At 71.4% G+C, this 19,838-nt stretch carries 21 protein-coding genes; 11 read left to right on the top strand and 10 right to left on the bottom strand.

Annotated elements, in window-relative coordinates:
• Positions 1–46 precede the first annotated feature (46 nt).
• From AB0G50_RS11575 to AB0G50_RS11565, 3 genes are all read left to right on the top strand, one after another.
• Positions 47–481: a VOC family protein gene (locus AB0G50_RS11575; protein WP_360105570.1), complete on the top strand. Its 435-nt coding sequence runs from the start codon at positions 47–49 to the stop codon at positions 479–481.
• Between the two features lie 124 nt (positions 482–605).
• Positions 606–1,043: a VOC family protein gene (locus AB0G50_RS11570; protein WP_360105567.1), complete on the top strand. Its 438-nt coding sequence runs from the start codon at positions 606–608 to the stop codon at positions 1,041–1,043.
• 46 nt (positions 1,044–1,089) lie between these two features.
• Complete coding sequence (locus AB0G50_RS11565) at positions 1,090–1,569, top strand: nitroreductase family deazaflavin-dependent oxidoreductase (RefSeq protein ID WP_360105563.1); 480 nt, start codon at positions 1,090–1,092, stop codon at positions 1,567–1,569.
• Here AB0G50_RS11565 and AB0G50_RS11560 read toward each other — a convergent pair.
• Genes AB0G50_RS11560 through AB0G50_RS11545 form a run of 4 tightly spaced genes read right to left on the bottom strand, consistent with a single transcriptional unit; the run spans position 1,560 to position 5,803 of the window.
• Positions 1,560–2,237: an ATP-binding cassette domain-containing protein gene (locus tag AB0G50_RS11560; RefSeq protein ID WP_360105560.1), complete on the bottom strand. Its 678-nt coding sequence runs from the start codon at positions 2,235–2,237 to the stop codon at positions 1,560–1,562. The genes AB0G50_RS11565 and AB0G50_RS11560 overlap by 10 nt on opposite strands.
• Before the next feature lie 39 nt (positions 2,238–2,276).
• A complete protein-coding gene (locus tag AB0G50_RS11555) occupies positions 2,277–4,418 on the bottom strand; it encodes a hypothetical protein (RefSeq protein WP_360105557.1) in 2,142 nt (713 codons plus the stop codon).
• Between the two features lie 25 nt (positions 4,419–4,443).
• The gene (locus AB0G50_RS11550; protein WP_360105554.1) at positions 4,444–4,734 is read right to left on the bottom strand and encodes a lactococcin 972 family bacteriocin; all 291 of its coding nucleotides are present in this window, start codon (positions 4,732–4,734) and stop codon (positions 4,444–4,446) included.
• A 34-nt stretch (positions 4,735–4,768) separates the two neighbouring features.
• Positions 4,769–5,803 carry a helix-turn-helix domain-containing protein gene (locus tag AB0G50_RS11545; protein ID WP_360105552.1) on the bottom strand — a complete coding sequence of 345 codons (1,035 nt, stop codon included), beginning with the start codon at positions 5,801–5,803 and terminating at the stop codon, positions 4,769–4,771.
• Positions 5,804–6,051: 248 nt separating this feature from the next.
• On the opposite strand from AB0G50_RS11545, the gene AB0G50_RS11540 reads away from it, so the two are divergent.
• On the top strand, positions 6,052–6,738 hold the full coding sequence (locus tag AB0G50_RS11540; protein WP_360105549.1) for a response regulator transcription factor: 687 nt from the start codon (positions 6,052–6,054) through the stop codon (positions 6,736–6,738).
• Between the two features lie 35 nt (positions 6,739–6,773).
• Positions 6,774–8,228: a HAMP domain-containing sensor histidine kinase gene (locus AB0G50_RS11535; RefSeq protein ID WP_360105546.1), complete on the top strand. Its 1,455-nt coding sequence runs from the start codon at positions 6,774–6,776 to the stop codon at positions 8,226–8,228.
• 79 nt (positions 8,229–8,307) lie between these two features.
• On the opposite strand, the gene AB0G50_RS11530 is transcribed toward AB0G50_RS11535, so the two are convergent.
• The 3 genes from AB0G50_RS11530 to AB0G50_RS11520 form a co-directional block, all read right to left on the bottom strand.
• The gene (locus AB0G50_RS11530) at positions 8,308–8,607 is read right to left on the bottom strand and encodes a hypothetical protein (RefSeq protein WP_360105543.1); all 300 of its coding nucleotides are present in this window, start codon (positions 8,605–8,607) and stop codon (positions 8,308–8,310) included.
• Positions 8,608–8,612: 5 nt separating this feature from the next.
• Positions 8,613–8,930: a WhiB family transcriptional regulator gene (locus AB0G50_RS11525; RefSeq protein WP_360105733.1), complete on the bottom strand. Its 318-nt coding sequence runs from the start codon at positions 8,928–8,930 to the stop codon at positions 8,613–8,615.
• Positions 8,931–9,199: 269 nt separating this feature from the next.
• Positions 9,200–9,694: a sigma-70 family RNA polymerase sigma factor gene (locus tag AB0G50_RS11520; protein ID WP_360105540.1), complete on the bottom strand. Its 495-nt coding sequence runs from the start codon at positions 9,692–9,694 to the stop codon at positions 9,200–9,202.
• Between the two features lie 274 nt (positions 9,695–9,968).
• Here AB0G50_RS11520 and AB0G50_RS11515 point away from each other — a divergent pair, with 274 nt between their 5' ends.
• The 3 genes from AB0G50_RS11515 to AB0G50_RS11505 are packed head-to-tail and all read left to right on the top strand — an operon-like array spanning position 9,969 to position 12,449.
• Complete coding sequence (locus tag AB0G50_RS11515) at positions 9,969–11,327, top strand: ferredoxin reductase family protein (protein WP_360105537.1); 1,359 nt, start codon at positions 9,969–9,971, stop codon at positions 11,325–11,327.
• A 4-nt stretch (positions 11,328–11,331) separates the two neighbouring features.
• Entirely contained in the window at positions 11,332–11,739 is a 408-nt protein-coding gene (locus tag AB0G50_RS11510; protein ID WP_360105534.1) for an FMN-binding protein, read from the top strand.
• Entirely contained in the window at positions 11,736–12,449 is a 714-nt protein-coding gene (locus AB0G50_RS11505) for an FAD:protein FMN transferase (protein ID WP_360105531.1), read from the top strand. Before AB0G50_RS11510 ends, AB0G50_RS11505 begins: the two co-directional genes overlap by 4 nt.
• Positions 12,450–12,569: 120 nt before the next feature.
• On the opposite strand, the gene AB0G50_RS11500 is transcribed toward AB0G50_RS11505, so the two are convergent.
• Positions 12,570–13,901: a WD40 repeat domain-containing protein gene (locus AB0G50_RS11500; protein WP_360105528.1), complete on the bottom strand. Its 1,332-nt coding sequence runs from the start codon at positions 13,899–13,901 to the stop codon at positions 12,570–12,572.
• Between the two features lie 62 nt (positions 13,902–13,963).
• Positions 13,964–14,752: a hypothetical protein gene (locus AB0G50_RS11495; protein ID WP_360105525.1), complete on the bottom strand. Its 789-nt coding sequence runs from the start codon at positions 14,750–14,752 to the stop codon at positions 13,964–13,966.
• Positions 14,753–15,065: 313 nt separating this feature from the next.
• Here AB0G50_RS11495 and AB0G50_RS11490 point away from each other — a divergent pair, with 313 nt between their 5' ends.
• Entirely contained in the window at positions 15,066–15,995 is a 930-nt protein-coding gene (locus AB0G50_RS11490) for a helix-turn-helix domain-containing protein (RefSeq protein WP_360105522.1), read from the top strand.
• 551 nt (positions 15,996–16,546) lie between these two features.
• Here the strand turns inward: AB0G50_RS11490 and AB0G50_RS11485 are convergent.
• Positions 16,547–17,977, bottom strand: coding sequence for a DHA2 family efflux MFS transporter permease subunit (locus AB0G50_RS11485; RefSeq protein ID WP_360105519.1), 1,431 nt, complete (start codon positions 17,975–17,977; stop codon positions 16,547–16,549).
• Positions 17,978–18,233: 256 nt separating this feature from the next.
• Between AB0G50_RS11485 and AB0G50_RS11480 the strand changes: the two genes are divergently transcribed.
• The gene (locus AB0G50_RS11480) at positions 18,234–18,452 is read left to right on the top strand and encodes a DUF4342 domain-containing protein (RefSeq protein ID WP_360105516.1); all 219 of its coding nucleotides are present in this window, start codon (positions 18,234–18,236) and stop codon (positions 18,450–18,452) included.
• A gap of 190 nt (positions 18,453–18,642) precedes the next feature.
• Positions 18,643–19,758 carry a BMP family ABC transporter substrate-binding protein gene (locus tag AB0G50_RS11475; RefSeq protein ID WP_360105513.1) on the top strand — a complete coding sequence of 372 codons (1,116 nt, stop codon included), beginning with the start codon at positions 18,643–18,645 and terminating at the stop codon, positions 19,756–19,758.
• Positions 19,759–19,838 lie beyond the last annotated feature (80 nt).

Here is a 19,838-nt window from a genome sequence, read left to right as displayed (position 1 = left end):
GGTATTCCGGTGTCGTGGCCGTCGGCGGGTGCCCTACGGTGGGCCCATGGCGTCGGTCAGGCAGGTCCAGGTCACGTTCGACTGCGCGGAACCCGAGCGCGTCGCCCGTTTCTGGTGCGCGGTGCTCGGGTACGTCGTGCCGCCGGCACCGAAGGGCTTCGACTCGTGGAGCGAGTTCGACCGCTCGCTGCCCCCCGAGCGCCAGGGCGCCGCGTTCGCCTGCGCGGACCCCACGGGCGTGGGGCCGCGGTTGTTCTTCCAGCGCGTCCCGGAGGGCAAGGTCGTCAAGAACCGCGTACACCTCGACGTCCGAGTCGGCACGGGCCTGGTGGCCGACGAACGCGTGGCCGCCCTGGAGGCCGAGTGCGCCCGCCTGATCGCCCTCGGCGCGTCGCGGGTGGAACTGCTGCGCGCCGACGGCTACAACGAGTCGTGCCTCGCGATGCGGGACGTCGAGGGCAACGAGTTCTGCCTGGACTGAGCGCCACCCGGTCGCCGTGGCCGATTCGGTGGATTCGCGGGTGCCGCGGATGTCGAGAACGTGCCGCCGGCTCCGTCCCCGGGTAGGAACGGCCACGAGAGGCCGTGCGACACAGGAGGCAGTCATGGCGGTGCGCCGGATGGACCACGTCGGTTTCGTGGTGGAGGACCTCGCGGCGGCGGTCGCGTTCTTCGTGGAACTCGGCCTGGAGGTCGAGGGTGAGGCCACGGTCGAGGGCGCGTGGGTGGACCAGCTCGTGGGGCTCGAGGGTGTGCGGTCGGACATCGCGTTCGTGCGGACGCCGGACGGGCGGAGCCGGGTCGAGCTGTCGACGTTCCACCGGCCGGCGGCGACCGGCCGCGCGCCGTGGGAGCCGGTGAACACGCCGGGCATCCCCCGGCTCACGTTCGTGGTCGACGCGGTCGAGGACGTCCTCGACCGGTTGCGCGGGCACGGCGCCGAGCTGGTGGGCGAACTGGCGCAGTACGAGGACTACTGCCGGTACTGCTACGTCCGCGGCCCCGCCGGCGTCATCGTCGGCCTGGTCGAGGAACTCCGCTGACCGACGCCCCGCGCACCGACCACCCGCACCGGAAAGGACCGCCGTCATGGCGACCGCAGAAGACCTCGACCGCGCCACCGACTCGAAGTGGGACTGGGTCGCCGAGCAGACCCGGACCTACCTGGCCTCGGGCGGCCTCGAGGGACACGAGTCGGACGGCGTGCACACCCTCGTGCTCGCCACGACCGGCCGCAGGACCGGCGACCCCCGCCGCACCTGCCTGATCTACGCCACGTCGGGGGACGACTTCGTCGTCGCCGCCTCGAACGGCGGCGCCGACGAGAACCCGGCGTGGTTCAAGAACCTCGAGTCGACCCCGACCGCGGGAGTACAGGCAGGCCCCCACCGCTTCACCGCCCACGCCCGCACCGCGTCCCCGACCGAACGCGACGCCCTCTGGCCCCTGATGGTGGGAATCTTCCCGCTGTACGCCGAATTCGCGCAGAAAACCGACCGCGAGATCCCGATCGTCCTGCTCACCCCGGTCGATTCCGGTCGGGAGGACGGCGCGGACGCTCACCTGTGAGCCTGCACCGCGATCGGGTGGCCCCGGTCGGCGGATCCGCCCAGCACGAGCACGGAGTCACAGCGGTCGCGGACGTGGTCGTCGTGCGTCGCGACGACCACCGCGCTGCCCGAGTCGCTCATCCCGCGCAGGACGTCGAGCACCAGCGTGGTGTTGGCGAGGTCCAACGCGCCGGTCGGCTCGTCGGCCAGCACCACCGCGGGCTGCTTGACCAGAAGTCGGGCGAGTGCGACGCGCTGTTGCTCACCGCCGCTGAGCCGGTGCACCACTTCCTTCTCCCGCCCGGTCAGACCCACGCGGTCGAGGGCTTCGGTGACAGCGGTGCCCTTGACACCGCCGGACGTGCGCCGAGGTCCGACGACGATCTCCAGGTTGGCCGCGACCGTGGCGTTGTCGATGAGCGCGTAGTTCTGGAACAGGTACCCGAGGACATCACGACGGAACAGTCGGGCTCGGCGCCGGCCGAACCGGGTGATGTCCGCGCCCAGGTGGCGGATGCTCCCGGAGTCGGGCTTGTCGAGGAGGCCGAGGCAGTGCAGCAGGGTGGACTTCCCTGATCCGCTGGGGCCGACCAGGGCGAGCATCTCGCCGCCCCGGACGGAGAAGGAGAGAGCAGACCACAGGGTTCGGGTGTCGAACGACTTCGACAACCCGTCGACGACGATCACGACAATTCTCCTGTCTGTGGGAGGAAGCGGTCGTGCCACTCACCCGGCGGCTGCCCGAGTCGCGACGACGCGGCGGTGGAGGATCGCGAGCGCCACGAGCACCGTGCCCACCTCGGCTGCCACAAGGGCCACCGCGGGACCGAGTTCCAGCGCGCTGCCTCGGGTTCCTTCGTCCGTGCCCGATAGGCCGACCACCGCGAGCGTGCCGACGAACAGTGCCTCGACGGCGACCAACGACCGGTGCACGGCGAGGAACCTCCACCCGGCGAGATGCTTGACGAAGATCGCCTGGGCGTTCGTGCGGGTGTGGACGACGCACACGCCGACACCGGTCATCAGCAGCACCGCCAGGGCCATCGCGAGGTTGACCACCTGGTTTCGGAAGCCGGCGACCGCGTCGCGCAACTCCACAGCCGCGTTCTGCCCCACCGGTCGCAGCGCGGCCACGTAGTCCTGCAACCCGTTCGTCCTGATGCCTTCCCGCACGTCGTCGGGGTCCGGGAAGACGATCCCTCCCGAGGTGGCGAACGCGGTGTAGGCGTTGTCGGTCAGATAGGTCGACCCGCTCGGCACGACGACCAACACCGGATCGCGCACCGACGATCGGTCCTGGCCCGGACGGGCACCGGCGCCGGGGGTTTGACTACCCGGGTTGTAGCTGAACACGGTCTGCCCGCTCCGGGACCCGAGCGTCGTCACCTCCTCGGGCCGGATTCGCCCCGGGTCGCGCGGGCTCAGCAACGCGGGCACCGCGGCGGCGATGGTCGACGCGTGGCGGCTCAACCCCTCGGGGACGATGACCCGCAACTCGCCTTGCCTCGACACGGGGTTGTGGCGGTGGCCGGTGGGGTCCACGACCGGTTGTGCGGCGAGAAAGGCGTCGTTGACGACGAGCACGGCACCTCGGGGGAGGTCCGAGCCGGCCGTGAGCCACTGGAGTTCACGGCGGCCGGCGACGATGACCCTCCCGTCGGCGTCGGCTCTGCGCAGCCATTGCCCGACCCGCGCCTCCATGTCCACCGGATCGCGACCCAGGCTGCCGTTGAGCAGGATGGCGGTGCTGTCGCCGACCGCGGCGTAGGCGGCGAGGCTTTCCCGGCGGCTCGACACGTCCTGGCCCGTCGACGCGACGTTCGTGGCGATGCCGAGGGCGAGCACCAGCGCGGGGCCGCGCACCAGGTAGGCGCCCGTGATCGCCGGTCGGATCGGCAGCTCGCCCGCGAGTGCGGGCAGCAGACCGCGGATCGAGGTCACCGCGGTCGAGACCGCGTGGGTCGTCACCACCACCAAGGTCAGCGCGCCGGAGATCATCCCGGCCGCCGCGGCGTAGAGACCCCACCAGGCCAGGCCGTTGAGCGCGTAGAGGAGTGTTCCGGCGGTCGCGGCCACCGTGACCACCGCGATCACCCGGAACGGTGCGAGCCGGCGGAGTTCGCGCGTCGGCATCCAGGTGGACGACCTGCCGTGAAGGCGCGCTACTCCGTGGGCCTTGGTGTTCAGGAGCACCCCGGCGCCCGTCGAGGCGATCAGGGCGACGGCGATCAGCACGAGAGACCACCACAGCGCACCACCCTGGTGGGACCCGATCACTCCGGCGACGGAGAGAGGGCGGCTGACCTCCCCGGTCAGGCCGAGCTCGGCGAACCTGGAAAGCAGTGCGCCACCGGCTTGACCGGGACCGAACACGTAGTAGTAACCGCGAGGGTCGCGTTGGCCGACCTCGGCGATCGGGTGGACTTCCGTGTGGCGGCTCCGGTCGAACGACGGATAGCCCTCCGTCAGCCACGACGCGGCGACCGAAGCCGGATCGCCGACGGCGAGGTAGAGGTGTCTGCGGTGGTACGGATCGTTCAGATCGGGCAGTTCGCGAGCCACCGCGATGTGCTGCTCGGCGGCGAACGACTCGATCGCGCGCGCGACCTGGGCACCGCTCGCCGAGCGGTCGGAATCCGATATCCGGACAAGGGCGGAGTGGCCGAGCACCACGTCTTCGTCCAGTCCGCGCACGAGTGCGAAAGCCAGCACCGCCGAGAAGACGAGGACGACGACGTGGGCGAACCTGGCACCTCGGTACGGCATGTGATCACCGATCGATCGGGGAGATGTACCGGAATGTGATGGTGGATCCACGACGGGCAGCCGGGGTCGCGGCACAGCTGCTTCCCCGGCTGCCGTGATCATCCGGGCGTTGGGAGTCGGTGTCCGCTCAGCAGCTCGCCCGGTAGTAGGACTTGTTGCCGGACCCCTTCGCGGGCGCGCTCGCGCGGGCGGTGATGCCGGCCCGGGTGTCGCCGCTCGAGTCGTAGTACGCCCCGACCACGGAGGAACCGTGGCACTTGCTGCCGTGGTAGTAGTTCGACCACACGCGGGCGGAGTCCACGCCGTAGTCCCAGGTGCCGCCACCGACGTTGACGACCGTCGCCAGTGCCGGGGTTGCGATGCCGAGGACTAGTGCCCCGGCCGCCAGCGCGCTTTTGACCACACGGTCGACTCGCATCATCTACTCCGTTCTGTTGGGCTGTCTTCCTGTTTCAGCTTGGCAGTCGGATCGTGGGAAGTCGTTGACCGTTCTTGTCAGCCTGTTGTCGGTCCTTGTCAGCCGTTGTTTGCCGGCCCGGTGGAATACTCGTGACGAGCCTCCGATAGTCACTGGGCGGCAGGCCGTACGCGGCGCGAAATGTGCGGCTGAAATGAGCGTTGTCCGCGAAACCCCAGCGGGCCGCGATCACGTGGATCGGGTGCCCGCCCGATCCCCGATCCGCCAGTTCACGGCGGCAGTTCTCCAACCGGCGCTTCCTGATCCACTCGGCCACCGTCAGGTCCTGGTCCCGGAAAAGTCGGTAGAGGTGGCTCACGGAGATGTGGTGGGCCGCCGCGACGGTTCCGGGTGACAGGCCGGCGTCGCCCAGGTGTCGCTCGATGAAGTCCTGGACGCGCACCATCAGCGCGTGCCGAGGTGACCGGGTCGACGGTGGTCCTCCCTCGCGCAGTGCGTGGTCCACCACGCCGGCCAGCAGTTCCAGGACGACCTTCCCCAGGCGCACGGCGTCGGCGGGACAGGGTCGGCCGGTGCCGTCCGCGAGGTGCACGAGGAAGTCCGCCAGGTGCGTGCCGATCCCCGTGCGACAGGACAACGTCCTGCCGGCGAGTCGGTGCGCGCTGTCCGCGGCCAGGGGTAGCAGCCCTTCCGGGAACTGCAACCGGACGAGGTCCACCGCGCGGTGGACCGAGGTGACGACCGCGTGCAGAGGCCGGGCGCCGTCGGAGAGGACGAGGCCTCCCGCCGGGAGTTCGGTGGTCCGCCCGGTGCGCGTCGGCTGCCGTCCGCCCATCGGGGGCAATTCCCCCTGGCACAGGCGGAGCGGTACCGGACGCGCCAGGACCCGGCGTGGTCTGAAGGTCATGGAGGACAGCGAGAGGGCGCCGAGTTCCCACGTCCGCACCGCGATCTCGAAGTGCTCGGCGTCGGTTTCGTCGATCCGGGTGAACGTCCCGGCGGTCGGTTCCCGCCAGTGGTCGAACCGCTCCCGGGCGGGTGCGACCTCATGGCGCAACAAGGCGTGCAACAGAGCTTCCCCCCTGTGCTCGTGACTCCGCGGGAGCGTGCCGTCGAGGACTCCGAGTCGGATCGTCCGACCTCGTCCGCCCCGAGCCCGGTGAGGTCCGATGCGATCGGGTACGCGATCCTCGGCGCCGCCCCGGATGACTCTGTGCGAAATCGCCGGAGCTATTTCACCGCGCCAATCCTGAAGTCCGCCTGAGTCAGCCTGAAGGGGTCTTCAGGGCACCTGCCGGAACCGTGCATAGTGGGCCCATGCGCGTTCTGGTGGTGGAGGACGATCGTCGGCTGGCCGGACTGCTCACCCGTGGACTCGTCGCGGAGAATTTTGTGGTCGAGGTGGAATACAACGGCCGGGACGGCCTGTGGCGGGCGAGTGGGCACTCTTATGACGTGATCGTGTTGGACGTGATGTTGCCGGGATTGAACGGTTATCGGGTGTGCGCGGAGTTGCGCGCCGCCGAGGTGTGGACGCCGATCCTGATGCTCACGGCCAAGGACGGCGAACACGACGAGGCGGAGGGGTTGGACACGGGTGCGGACGACTACCTGACCAAACCGTTCTCCTACCTGGTGCTGGTGGCGAGGTTGCGGGCGCTGGCGCGCCGGGGCTGGTCCCCTCGGCCGGTGGTGCTGCGCGTCGACGACCTGGAGTTGGACCCGGCCGAGCGGACCTGCCGGCGCGGCGACGTGCCGATCACGTTGACCACCAAGGAGTTCGCCGTGCTGCAATTCCTCCTTCGCCACGGCGACCGGGTGGTGACCAAGGCGGAGATCATCGCCGGTGTCTGGGACGAGGCCCGTGAGCTCGACGCGAACCTGGTCGAGGTCTACATCAGCGCGTTGCGCCGCAAGGTCGACCTCCCGTTCCGGCGAAGCACCATCACCACCGTGCGCGGCCACGGGTACCGGGTCGACACGAGGAACCGGGGCCGAGGATGACGCGGACACGTCGGTCACGCGGGCTTCGAGGTCGCGTGACCGTGATCGCCGTCCTGCTGGTCGCCGTGCCGGTCGTGGCCGGGGCGGCGCTGGCGGTGGAGTTCCTCAGGAACCAGGCGATGCGGTTCGACAAGGCACCGTTGGTCGACACCGGCGTGTGCGTGGAGGAGTACTTCGTGCCGGCTTGGGCCACCGAGGAAAGCCCGGAGAAGATCCGGGTGGACGAGTGCAGTCCCCAAGGCAGCGAAGTGCGCCTGGATCAGGCCGGGATCGAGGAAACGAGCGGTGGGCGGGTGACGCCGGCGGACAGGTTGACCGAGGTGCGCGCCTCGTACCTCTCGCTCGCCTTCGTCCCGGAACTGTCGCCGTGGCCCTTCACCAGATCCGAGGACATCGAGTTCCGAATGGTCCCCGACACCGGGTCTCCATCCCACCTGTTTCCCCTGTCGAGCCTGCAAGGCAATCCTCCGGTCGCCCCGTACGTCGTCCCCACGGAGGCCGAGGTGGCGGCGGACGCGGCGATGCGCCGCGATCGGCTCATGCAGGTGCAGCGCACGCTGAACCACCAGGTGTTGCTGCTGGCCGGCGGTGCCACGGGTCTGCTGCTCCTGATCGGCGTCGTGGTGTGGGTCGCGGTGGGACGGGTGCTGCGGCCCGTGGAGTCGATTCGACGCGAGATGGCCGACATCACCGCCCACGACCTCGCCCGCCGAGTCCCAGTGCCTCGCGCGCGCAACGAGATCGCCGCGCTGGTCACCACGGTGAACAGCACCCTGGACCGACTGGAGACCGCGGTCGAGGACAACCGCCGCTTCGTCGCCGACGCCTCCCACGAACTGCGCAGCCCGATCACCGCGCTGCGCGCCGAACTGGAGATCGCCACCGCCCACCCGGGCCTCACCGACTGGCCCGTCGTGGTCGACGCCGCGCTCGCGGACACCGAACGCCTGCAACACCTGGCCACCGACCTGCTGCTGCTCGCCCGCCTCGACCACGCCACGGCCCCTGCGGGCCACACCGACACCGTCGACCTGACCGCGCTGGTGGCCGAGCACGTGGCCCGCCGCCGCGGCGGGCACCTCCTGACCACCGCGTTGCCCGACCACGCCGTACCGGTACCCGGAAGTCACGTCCTGCTCGAACGCCTCCTGGCCAACCTGCTGGACAACGCCGACCGCCACGCCACCACCACCGTCGAGGTCCGGCTGACCACCACCGAGGACCAGGCGGTCCTGGAAGTCCTCGACGACGGCCCCGGCATCCCACCGGATGACCGCGACCGCGTCTTCGACCGCTTCACCCGGCTCGACCACTCCCGAACCCGTGACACCGGCGGCACCGGTCTCGGCCTGCCCATCGCCCGCCGCATCGCCCTCTCCCACGGCGGAACCCTCCACGCCACCCGGCACCCCGCCCACCGCGGCGCACGACTTGTCGCCACGTTCGTCATACCGGGAGAACCGACTGGTGATCGGAGCGGTCGTGGTTGAGGCGGCCCGGCGTCCCGTACCCCGCCCGCCTCCTCGAAGCACCGGACACGGCCGCTGTCCGCCGCGGAGAACGACCGTGTCACCGGGTCGAGCTCCGCTGGGGCGGGGAGTCCCGGCGAGGACGTCGGGTGCGCCGGCGGTGGGTGTACCAGGCTGTGCCGCCCGCGGTCAGGCCGGACATCCCGCCGTACAGCCACGCCCCGTCCGGGGTGTGGGTGGCGAGGAGCACGACCGCGGCGGCGAGGACGGCCAGTGCCGACACGGCACCGGCGAGGGTCCAGCGCAGGAGCAGCAGCGCGTTGCGGGTGCGGCGGTCGTCGGACAGGACGTAGCCGAGCAGGCCCGGTGGTTCCGGGCGGCGGGCGGGTGTGGTGGGCATCGTGCTCACCCCGCCGCCGCGTCGTCGGTGCCGTGTTCGCGTCGGGCGCGTTCGAGGAGTTCCCGCCAGGACCGGACGTCCGGCCTGCGGCGGCGCAGTGCGCGTCGCTCCCGCTCGGTCATGCCGCCCCACACGCCGTACTCGATCCGGTTGTCCAGTGCCTCGGCCAGGCACTCGGTGCGCACCGGGCAGCCGAGGCAGACGAGCTTCGCCCTGCGCTGCTCCGCGCCGCGGACGAACAGCCGCTCCTCGTCCTCGTCGCGGCAGGACGCGAGTACCCACCAGTCCTGGGTCGGCGGCGGGTCGGCGGCCGTGGTGGGCAGGAGCGGGCCCCAACCCCGTGCCTGTGCCAACGGGTCCTCGGTCAGGTCGACCGCCACGGCCACCAGGAGGTCCCTCGCCTCCGCGTGCGCCACCACCTCGGCGGGCTCGGCCCTCGGTGGCACGGCGGTGTGCGCGCGGTGCGGGCGTTCGGCGGCCGGCTCGGCGGCGCGGAGGCGGTTCTCCAGGTCCTCCTGCGCGGCGGCCAGGTCGTAGTCGGCGTATTGCGCGTTCAGGTCCGCCGCGACGCGGCGCATCGTCTCGTCCAGGTTCACCGCTCCTCCTCCCCGTGCTCGCCGAGTTCCTCGAGTCGTCGTCGCGCGTCGGACAGGTGCGAGTGGACGGCGGACGGGCTGATCCCCAGGTACCGGCCGATCTTCCCGACGTCGTACTCCAGCAGCACGGACAGTTCCAGGCACTCGGCCTGCCGAGGGGTCAACCTCCCGAGCATCCGCTGGAAGTCCAGCCGCGCCACGAGACCGGCGACGTCGTCGGGCGCGGTCCACCCCTCGACCTCCTCCGCCATCGGCACGGGCAGCCGCGCCCGCTTGCGCCGGAAGTCCACGAGCGAGTCGCGCAGGACCTTGAACGCGAACGCCTCCGGCGACCGCGCGCCCCGCACCGCCTCCCGGGCCCGGTACAGGACCACGAACGCCTCGCTCACGACGTCCTCGGCGTCATGACGGGCCAACCCGCGCAGCGCCAGGTACTTCAGGAAGCTCACCCGGTGCGCCCGGTGGAACTCCGCGAACCACGTGTCCGACAACTCCGGGACCCGGCAGTCCCGGACATCGCGCGGGCACGCACAACTCGCGCGCGGACACGTCCTCGTGCTGGTCACGACCACCTCGCTCCACCATCACCCATCACATCCCACGCGCCGTCGTCACCGTTCACCCTCCACGCCGTCACGGACAGCCGTTCTGTCCAGGCCGGGACCGAACACCACTCTCTCGGGGCAATCGGCACCACCGTGAGCGCACAGCCGGCTCACAGGTTCCTCCGAACGTGCGCTCAGCACGGCACCTGACAGTGGCGGAGTGACATCCGACAGAACGAGGTTCGACGCCGGTACGAGGGTCGCGGCGGCTGCCGTCCTGGGTGCCGGTTTGGCGCTGGTGGCTTTCCGGTGGGCCGCCGGCGGTGGGGTCGCGGACCTCGGCGGGTGGGAGTCCGGGTTGCGGTCCGTCGGCCGGTTGACCGGGCTGCTCGGTTCCGTGCTGCTGCTGGCGCAGGTGGTGGGCATGGCGCGGGTGCCGGTGCTGGAACGGGCGTTCGGGCAGGACGAGTTGGCGCGGTTGCACCGGTTGACGGGGTTCACCTCGTTCAACCTGGTGATCGCCCACCTGGTGCTGATCACGTGGGGGTACGCGGCGGGGTCGGTGGTCGGTGTGCCCGCCGCCTTCTGGTCGCTGACGACGGACTACCCCGGCGTGCTGCTCGCGGTGGCCGGGACGGTGTGCCTGGTGTTGTCGGCGGTGACCAGCGTGAAGGCCGCGCGCCGGAAGATCAGGTACGAGTCGTGGCACCTGCTGCACCTCTACGCCTACCTGGGGGTGGGGTTGGCGTTGCCGCACCAGCTGTGGACCGGGCAGGAGTTCCTGGCCTCGCCGGTGATCACCGCGGTGTGGTGGGTCGTGTGGGGACTGGTCGCGGCCGTGGTCCTCTGGTGGCGCGTCGGTGTGCCCGTGTGGCGGAACCTGCGGCACCGGTTGCGGGTGGTGGCCGTGGTGCCGGAAGGGGACCGGGTGTACTCGGTGCACCTCGGCGGGCGGGCGTTGGACCGGCTGCCCGTGCAGGCCGGCCAGTTCCTCGGCTGGCGGTTCCTGGGTCGGCCGGGGTGGACCCGGGGCAACCCCTACTCGCTGTCCGCCGCGCCCACCGGTCGCGGACTGCGCATCACGGTCAAGGAACTCGGCGACAACAGCGGGCGCACGGCGTCGCTCGTCCCCGGCACGCGGGTGCTGTTCGAAGGGCCGTTCGGGCGGTTGACCGGGCGGGCGCGGTCGCGGCGGAAGGTCGCCCTGGTGGGCGCCGGGGTGGGGATCACGCCGCTGCGCGCGCTGGCGGAGGGTTTGGCGTACGCGCCGGGGGAGGCGGTGGTGCTGCACCGGTTCACCGACCGGCCGCTGTTCGCCGCGGAGTTCGACGTGCTGGCGCGCGAGCGCGGGCTGCGGGTCGTGCCGCTGGGCGGGCGTCGGCGCGGGCCGGACTCGTGGTTGGGCGAGGGTGGGCCGCCGTGGGACGACGTGACGGCGTTGCGGGCGTTGGTGCCGGACATCGCCGAGCACGACGTGTACGTGTGCGGCCCGCAGGACTGGGCCGCGTCGGTGCGCCGCAGCGCGGAGGCGGCCGGTGTGCCCGCTTCGCGCGTCCACCTCGAGAACTTCCGGTGGTGACGGGATGACGCGCATCGTGATGTTCGTGCTGGGCACGATCACCGCCCTCGTGCTGCTGTTCGGCTACCACACGTCCACCTCCGGCGCGCTGTCCACGTCCGGCGTGGTCGTGCAGGGTCCCGCCGCGGCCGGCGCCGGCCAGGTCTTCACCGGTGCCTCGGCGGACACCCGGTGGGGACCGGTCCAGGTGCGGATCACCGTGGACGGCGGCAAGGTCACCGACGTGCAGGTGGTCGTGTACCCGGACGAGAACCCCAAGGACCGCGACATCAACGCCCGCGCGCTGCCGATCCTGGTGCGGGAGGCGCTGGCCGCGCAGAACGCCGACATCGACGTGGTCAGCGGCGCCACCGTCACCAGTGACGGGTACACGCGGTCGTTGCAGAGCGCGCTCGACCAGGCGGGGCTGTGAGGTACGTCGAGCACGTCATGGGGTTCCCGGTCAGCCTGGTGCTGCGCGGTCGGCACGCCGCGGACGGCGAGGGGCGCACCGCGTGGCGGCGCGTCATGACCGAACTCCACGAGGTGGACCGGGTGTTCAGCACCTACCGCCCGGACTCCGCGGTGTCCAGGCTCGGCCGCGGCGAGGACGTCGACTGCCCGCCCGAGGTGGCCGAGGTGCTGGAACTCGGCGCGCGGGCCGAGCGCGAGTCCGGCGGCGCCTTCTCGATCCGCCGGCCGGGGCTCGACCCGAGCGGGGTGGTGAAGGGCTGGGCGGTGGAACGGGCCGCGCGGCACCTGCGCGCGTTGCCCGCCACCGACTTCTGCCTGTCCGCCGGCGGTGACGTCACGTGCCGGACCCTCCACCCCGACGCCCCACCGTGGCGGGTCGGGGTGGAGGACCCGCGTGACCCGTCGCGGATCGTCGCCGTGGTGCCGTTGTTCACCGGCGCGGTCGCCACGTCGGGCACCGCGCACCGGGGCGCGCACCTGGTGGACGCCCGCACCGGCCGCCCGCCCGTCGGGCTCGCCTCGGTGACCGTCGTCGCGGATTCGTTGACCTGGGCCGACATCGACGCCACCGCCGGCTACGCGCTGGGCGGCGACGCCGTGTCGTGGCTGCGCGGCCGGCGCCGGGGCGGGCTGGTGGTCTCGGCGGAGGGCGTGGTGACCGTGGTGTGAGCACGCCGTCGTCCGGGACCAGGCCGAGCCGGCCGATGTGGAGCCGCCGGCCGTCGCCGGTGTCCAGCCGCTCGAAGCACGGCCCCCGCTCCACCGCGGCCGGTCGCGACCTCCCCCGGGTCAGGCGAAGTGGAGTCGTGCGGGGTCGGTGAACCCGGTGCCGACGATCTTCGAGTCGCCGCCCCACGGGGTTGTTTCGAAGCCGAGGACGTTGTGCCACGCGCGGACGGTGCCGTCGGGCTCTACCGCGACGATGTCGGATTTGCCGTCGCCGTCGAAGTCGGCGAAGCGGAGGCGTGTCGGGTCGAATCCGGTGGCGATGATTTTCGAGTCGCCGCCCCAGGGCAGGGTGTCGAAACCGAGGACGTTGCGCCAGGCGCGAATGGTGCCGTCGGCCTCGACGGCGGTGATGTCGGCCTTGCGGTCGCCGTCGAGGTCGGCGAAGCGGAGGCGTGTCGGGTCGAATCCGGTGGCGATGATTTTCGAGTCGCCGCCCCAGGGCATCGTTTCGAAGCCCAGGACGTTGCGCCACGCGCGAACCGTGCCGTCGCCTTCCACCGCGACGATGTCCGACTTGCGGTCCCCGTCGAGGTCGGCGAAGCGGAGCCGTGCCGGGTCGAAGCCCGTGCCGATCACCTTCGAGTCGCCGCCCCACGGGGTTGTTTCGAAGCCGAGGACGTTGTGCCACGCGCGGACGGTGCCGTCGCCTTCCACGGTGGCGATGTCGGATTTGCCGTCTCCGTCGAGGTCGGGGAAGTGGAGGCGTGTGGGGTCAAATCCGGTGGCGATGATTTTCGAGTCGCCGCCCCAGGGCAGCGTGTCGAAACCGAGGACGTTGCGCCACGCGCGAACCGTGCCGTCGGCCTCGACGTTGACGATCTCCGCCCGGCTGTCACCGGACAACGACGAGCCGGGTGCCCGGGCGCCGGTCCACCACGTGGTCTCCTTCCGGGCGCCGGCCCAGCCGAAGCTGAAGTGAATGTGGTTGGTGTGCGGGTCGGCGCCGGTGTAGGGCTGCCACCCGGAGGCGGCGCGATCCGCCTGCCAGATCCGGCGGTTCCAGATGACGTACATGATGCCGAGGCGCCGGACGAGCGCGTGGGTGTTGCCGTACTGGTCGGTGGCCAGCAGCCAGTTCAGCACGTCGGTCGCCTGCGCGGCCTGCCCCGCGTCGGTGGCGTCGAACGGGTAGTCCAGCGCCCGTCCTTCCTTGTGCTCGCTCGTCCCCCCGGTCGAGCAGGCCCGGGAGATGCCCAGGTCGTTGCGTCCGTACGTCGCCTTCAGGAGATCGCGGAAGTCGACGACGCCCGGCTTCGGCGTCGGGTCGCAGGTCGTCTGTCCCTGGTAGGGGGCGTACCCCTCGATCTGCGGGCCGAAGACCGGGGTCGGTGGCGCGGCCATCGCCGGTGAAGCCGACCCGAACAGCGTCGCCACGGCGGCGATGAGGGTCACGACCGCTCTCGGGCGGCGTTTCGATGTGGTGTTCACTCCGGATTCCCGTCAGTCGGTGGGTGTCAGGCGAAGTGGAGTCGTGCGGGGTCGGTGAATCCGGTGCCGACGATCTTCGAGTCGCCGCCCCACGGGGTTGTTTCGAAACCGAGCACGTTGCGCCACGCGCGGACGGTGCCGTCGGCCTCGACGTTGACGATCTCCGCTCGACCGTCACCCGACAACGACGAGCCGGAAGGGGCGATCACGGTCGGCAATGCCCGTGCGATGGTGATTCCGTCGGACGCCTGCACGCCGTACCGGTCGGGGAAGGCCGACGCCTGGACGCGTTGGCAGACCTCGCCGATCGGTCGGTCGTTCCACGACCCGTCCGGGTACAGGGCGATCATGCGGTTCACGAAGCTGGTGGTCGCGTGGACCGGGTTGGTGCGCTGGTCGAAGGTGCCCCAGTTGGCGCGCTGCTGGAACAGGCCGACGCTGTCCCGGTCGCCGCTGTCGAGGTTCTCGATCGTGCTTTCCACGATCGTCGTGACGACCGCGATCGCGGCGGCGCGTTCGTTGAGGCCGCGGCCCGCCACCGTCTGCACGACCACGCGGGCGCACGAGATCCGGTAGGCGTCCAGGTGTCCCCGCAGCGTGCCGTTCAACCGGGGGTTGAGCTGGGCGGCGAGTTGCGCGTCCGCCGGGATGGGGTCGGCCGGGTCGCACGGCAGGCGGTTGTAGTAGAGGTTGACGGAGTCGGGCGACAGGTCGGCCGGGGTCGGTCTCGCGGACGCCGGGAGGGCGGTCGAGACGGTGAGCAGGACCGTCAGCGCGGCGGCACCGGCGACGGCGGTGGACAGGCGGTGGGGCACGGGGAACTCCGTTGATCGGACGGGGGCCGATGCCGAATCGACCTCCCGCGTTCGGCTGGGATCGCGTGACACCCGCGTGGCCCGCAGACCTGCCGGCGGGCGAACCTTCGAGGCAGCCGCGGTGACCGGTGGAGCCCTGGAACCGGTCGCCCGCTACGACTTGCACGGTAGTGACGGGGTCTGTTCCTGGATTGGAAAAATGTCAGGTCGTCCGGTTCGGCGTGCCCTGCCCGGACCCGGCCGTCATCCTGGACGGCGCATGACGCCGGTGGGAAGCACGACGATCGGGGGATCGTCGGAACGGGGGATCGTGATGGGGGAGCGCACGGGGTCCGATGGCGACGGGGATTTCTGGCGGACGCGGGTACCCGACCGCCGACTGGCGCGCTGGGTCAGCTTCTACCTCGCCTACCGCCGGACGAGCGGTGTGCCGCAGCGGCGCAGCCTGGCGGCGCTGAACTCGGTGGTGCTGGTCATCGACCTGGACACCCCGATTCGGCGTCCGGTGGAGGGATCGCCGCTCGCCCTGGTCTCGCCGGTCGCGGGTTTGTCGAACCGGCCGATGGTCTACGAGGTCGAGGGCCGCGAACAGGGGGTCGTCGTCGAGCTGACCCCACTGGGCGCGCGCGCCCTGTTCCGCATGCCGCTGCGGGAACTCTCGAACACCAGCGCGGGGTTCTTCGACCTCTTCGGCCACCGCGCGCGCCGTCTCGCGGAGGAGCTGTCGGAAGCCCGCGACTGGGACCTCCGGTTCCGCATCCTGGACCACCGGTTGGCGGAGTGGATCACGGACGGCCCGGGACTCGCCAGGCCGTTCGACGCCAGCTGGCGCAGCCTGACCACGACGACCGCGAACCTCACGGTCCACGACCTGACCCGCCACACGGGCCTGAGCCGACAACACCTGAGCACCCGCTTCCACCGCGAGATCGGCCTGCCGCCGAAGACGGTCGGGAGGATCGCCCGCTGCCACCGCGCGATCCGGCTCATCACCGGCCGCGCCCCGCCGCCCCTGCCGGCCGTCGCGCACCTGTGCGGCTACGCCGACCAGTCCCACCTCAACCGCGACTTCCGCCTGCTGGTCGGATGCGCCCCGACCGCACTGCTCCGCCCGGAGGCCGCCCACCTGGACCTCTTCCTAGGCAGCCTGATCAGCCTCCGCCCAGTACCCCGCACCGGCACCCGCCTGGAGTCGGGACTACCCCTGTCCGGGGCACTGGAAGCCCCAGGCCAGGACTGCTGACCTCGGCCCGCCTGGTCCGGCGGTCCCGGCAGGAGGGAGCCGAACGGCCTGCTTTTCCGCCGTGGGCGCCTGTCGGAGGAGACGGGCGCTGGGCTTGGCGCAGTTGGTCACGGTGTTCAGCGTGGTGTCGGTGCCGCCGAGAAGGCCACCTCCTGCCGGGGAATCATCGACCGGGGAGGTCGAGCCAGGGCGTGCCGACGTGCGGCCGTTGCCGGATTCCGTTGGTGTGTCCTCGCCAGCCCACGTGGGGCGTGCGTGCGTGCGGGGACACGTCCGCGCAGGAGCGTGCCGCCGACCGGCGAGGTGGACGAGAACCCCGCTCAGTCCATTGTGGAGGGTGTGAGGTTCGTGGCGCGCAACCGGGGTCGTCGCCGGGTTGCTGCTGATCGACGTGTGCGTGGCGCTGTTCACCATGCCGTTCGCGCTGTTCCCCAAACTGGCCGCGCGGGTTTTCGAGGGCGGCGCCGGCGTGGTCGGCCCGCCGGCGAGGCGCGGAGTGGGTGGCGAGGCCGCCCACCCGGCACCTCGCCGGGTGGCGAGGTCGTGGGTGGTCAGGAGGTGGGTGGGGTTTCTCCCCTTACCGTGAAGGCGCACGCCACCGCGGCCAGGGAGAGGACGGCGGCCAGGAGGAAGGAGGCGTGCATGCCTGTCATCTGGGCCGCCACGTCCTCCGGGTTCGTGGTGCCCGCGGTGGCGCTCATGACGCTCACCAGCAGGGCTACGCCGGCCGCGGCCGCCAGTTGTTGGGTGGTGCTGAAGATGGCGCTGCCGTGGGAGTACAGGCGGGCCGGTAGCGAGCCCAGGCCCGCGGTGAACAGGGGGGTGAAGGCGAAGGCCAAGCCCAGGCTCAGCAGCAGGTGGAAGATCAGCACGAACGTGGTCGGGGTTTCCGCGTCGAACGTCGTGGCGAACCACAGCGACGCCGAAGTCGCCGTCGTGCCGACGACCAGCAGCACCCGCGGACCCAGCCTGTCGTACAGGCGGCCGACCAGCGGGGCCAGCAGGCCCATCAGCAGGCCGCCCGGGAGCAGCAGCAGGCCGGTGGACAGGGGTTCCAGGCGCAGCACCGTTTGCAGGTAGATGGGCAGGATCGTGGACACGCCCAGCAGCAGGCCCATCATCAGCATCATCAACGCGCTGGCCAGGGTGAACGTCCGCGAGGTGAACGCTCGCAGGTCCAGCAGCGCCCGGTCCGCGCGCTGGAGGCCCAGCTGCCGCAGCACGAACACCGTCACGCCCACCAACCCGACCACGAGCGACACCCACGGCGTCACGCCCGAACCGCCCTGCCCGAACCCGGACAGGCCGTACACCAGCGCGCCGAAACCGACGGCCGCGAGCACCACCGACAGCACGTCGATCGGCGCGCTGACGGCCTCCCCGACCCGCGTCACCCGGCGCACGCCCAGCACCAGCACGGCCAGCGAGATCGGCAGCACCACCCAGAACATCGCGCGCCAGCCGAACAGGTCGAGCACGACGCCCGACACCGTCGGACCGATGGCCGGCGCCACCGAGATCACGATCGAGATGTTGCCCATGATCGCGCCACGCCGGGCGGGCGGCACGAGCGTCATCACCGAGGTCATCAGCAGCGGCAGCATGATCGCGGTGCCGCACGCCTGCACGACCCGGCCCGCGAGCAGCACCGGGAACCCGGGCGCGAGGGCGGCGACGAGCGTGCCGGCGCTGAACAGGCTCATCGCGACGCCGTAGAGCACCCGGGTCGGCACCTGCTGGATGAGGTAGCCGGTGACCGGGATCACGACGGCCATGGTCAGCAGGAAACCGGCCGTGAGCCACTGGCCGACGGGCGCGGTCACGTTCAGCTCGGACAGCAGCACGGGCAGTGCCACGCCCATGATGGTCTCGTTGAGGATGACGACGAACGTCGCCACGAGCAGCACCGCGATCACGGCGCGGTCGCCGCGGTCGAGCGCGGGTGGTGCGGTGGCGTCGTGCGACGCCCCGACGGTAGTCACGATGGCCCCAGGATGGTGGTCGGTGCGGGAGCGGTGTCCCTGAGCGATCCGCACGTTACCGGCGACCACCGACAATTCCGGGCGGGTTTCCCGCGCACCTCGGGCTTGGCGACCCCGATCGTGGTCGACGGCGGGGTGTTCACCGGGCGTCCCGTTGCCGGAAAGCCCGGGTTCACCACTCCGGCGCCGGTAACGTAAGAGGTCATCGGTCGGCACGCTGAGTGGGGGGAACATGGGCGCGGACGGCGGGAAATCCGTGATCGATTCCATTGTGGACGGTGTCCGGGAAGTGGTGCGCCTGGGCAACGCCAACCGGGTGGTGGTCAAGAACGGCCAGGGCGACAAGGTGGTCGAGGTGCCGGTGACGGCCGGCGTCGTGGTCGGCGCGATCGCGCCGGTGGCCACCGTCGCCGGCGTCCTGGTGGCGTTGGCGGGTGGCTGGACGATCGACGTCGAGCAGCCCGGTTCCGAGTAGGGCGCCACCCGACACCGCCGCGGCGCCGAGAGCGCCGAGGGGGCTTCCCAGTGGATGAGCGCTCGTCCGGGTGGCGGCGGCGAGGAGGTACCGTCCGTCGCGCCTGCCCCGGGAATGCCCTCGGGGAGGGCTGTCTGCCGGGTGAGCGGGGGTACGGGCTGTGAGGCGTCCTGGGTTCGGGGCCGCGGTGGTGTCGGTCGTTCTGGCGGTGTTCGTCGCCGGTGGTTGCGCCAAGGACTCCGGCACCGGTGGGGTGACGGGCACCGCCGGCGCCGGGTGCGAGTTCGCGACGCCGCCCGGTGCGCCCGCCACGACCGGTTCCAGCGCCGCGGAACGGGACGGCGGGGAGAAGGTCGACGGGAGCGGGCTGAAGATCGGGCTGGCCTACGACCTCGGTGGTCGGGGCGACGCGTCGTTCAACGACCTCGCGGCGGCCGGGTTCGACCGGGCGGTCGAGGAGCTGGGGGTCAAGGCGGGCAACACCCGCGAGCTCTCGGCCGCTCCCAACGAGGACGAGGCCGCGAAGCAGACCCGGTTGCGGCAGCTCGCGCGGGACGGGTTCAACCCGATCGTCGGTGTCGGGTTCGCCTACACCGAGTCGCTGCGGGTCGTCGCGCCGGAGTTCCCGCAGGTCGCGTTCGGGTTGGTGGACTCGGCGGTGGAGGGTGCGGCCAACGTCACCCCGCTCGTGTTCGCCGAGCAGGAGGGCGCGTTCCTGGCCGGTGTGGTGGCGGCGTACCACAGCCGGAACTGCCACGTGGGTTTCGTCGGCGGTGTCGACATCCCGCTGATCCGCAAGTTCGAGGCCGGGTTCCGGCAGGGTGCCGCGGCGGCCGCGCCGAAGGTCTCGGTGGAGGCGAAGTACATCACGCCGGCGACCGACTTCACCGGGTTCCAGGACCCGGCCAAGGGGTCGGAGACGGCCAAGGGGCTCATCGAGAAGGGCGCGGACGTGCTCTACCCGGCGGCCGGCGCGTCCGGGATCGGGGTGTTCTCGGCGGTGAAGCAGGCCGGTGTGCTGGCGGTCGGCTGCGACGCCGACCAGTACAACCAGCCGGCGCTCGCGGAGAGCCGGGACGTGATCGTCGCGTCCAGCCTCAAGCGGGTGGACGTGGCGGTGTACGACTTCTTCCGGGCCGCGGCCAAGCACGACCTCGGCTCGTTGCCGAAGGTGTTCGACCTCAAGGCGGACGGCGTCGGCTACGCCACGTCGGGTGGTCGGGTCGACGCGAAGTTGCAGGGCGTCCTCGAGGGGTTCAAGGCGCAGATCGTCGACGGCACGATCAAGGTCGCGGACAAGCCGTAGCGCCGAAGGCCTAGGTGATTCCCGCCGACGCGATCGTCCGCCGCGGCACGGGAGGCTCGAACCGAACACGGCCGACCCGA

The sequence above is a fragment of the Actinosynnema sp. NPDC020468 genome (genome assembly GCF_040642015.1).
In the GTDB taxonomy this organism is placed as follows: domain Bacteria; phylum Actinomycetota; class Actinomycetes; order Mycobacteriales; family Pseudonocardiaceae; genus Actinosynnema.
Note: the sequence above shows the minus strand (reverse complement) of the source record. Positions and strands in the feature narration are given on the sequence as shown.

Excerpts from the sequence above, each read along its gene's own strand:
- AB0G50_RS11575 (WP_360105570.1), top strand. The coding sequence starts at position 47 with ATGGCGTCGGTCAGGCAGGTCCAGGTCACGTTCGACTGCGCGGAACCC.
- AB0G50_RS11570 (WP_360105567.1), top strand. The coding sequence starts at position 606 with ATGGCGGTGCGCCGGATGGACCACGTCGGTTTCGTGGTGGAGGACCTC.
- AB0G50_RS11565 (WP_360105563.1), top strand. The coding sequence starts at position 1,090 with ATGGCGACCGCAGAAGACCTCGACCGCGCCACCGACTCGAAGTGGGAC.
- AB0G50_RS11555 (WP_360105557.1), bottom strand. The coding sequence starts at position 4,418 with ATGATCACGGCAGCCGGGGAAGCAGCTGTGCCGCGACCCCGGCTGCCC.
- AB0G50_RS11550 (WP_360105554.1), bottom strand. The coding sequence starts at position 4,734 with ATGCGAGTCGACCGTGTGGTCAAAAGCGCGCTGGCGGCCGGGGCACTA.
- AB0G50_RS11540 (WP_360105549.1), top strand. The coding sequence starts at position 6,052 with ATGCGCGTTCTGGTGGTGGAGGACGATCGTCGGCTGGCCGGACTGCTC.
- AB0G50_RS11530 (WP_360105543.1), bottom strand. The coding sequence starts at position 8,607 with ATGCCCACCACACCCGCCCGCCGCCCGGAACCACCGGGCCTGCTCGGC.
- AB0G50_RS11510 (WP_360105534.1), top strand. The coding sequence starts at position 11,332 with ATGACGCGCATCGTGATGTTCGTGCTGGGCACGATCACCGCCCTCGTG.
- AB0G50_RS11490 (WP_360105522.1), top strand. The coding sequence starts at position 15,066 with ATGGGGGAGCGCACGGGGTCCGATGGCGACGGGGATTTCTGGCGGACG.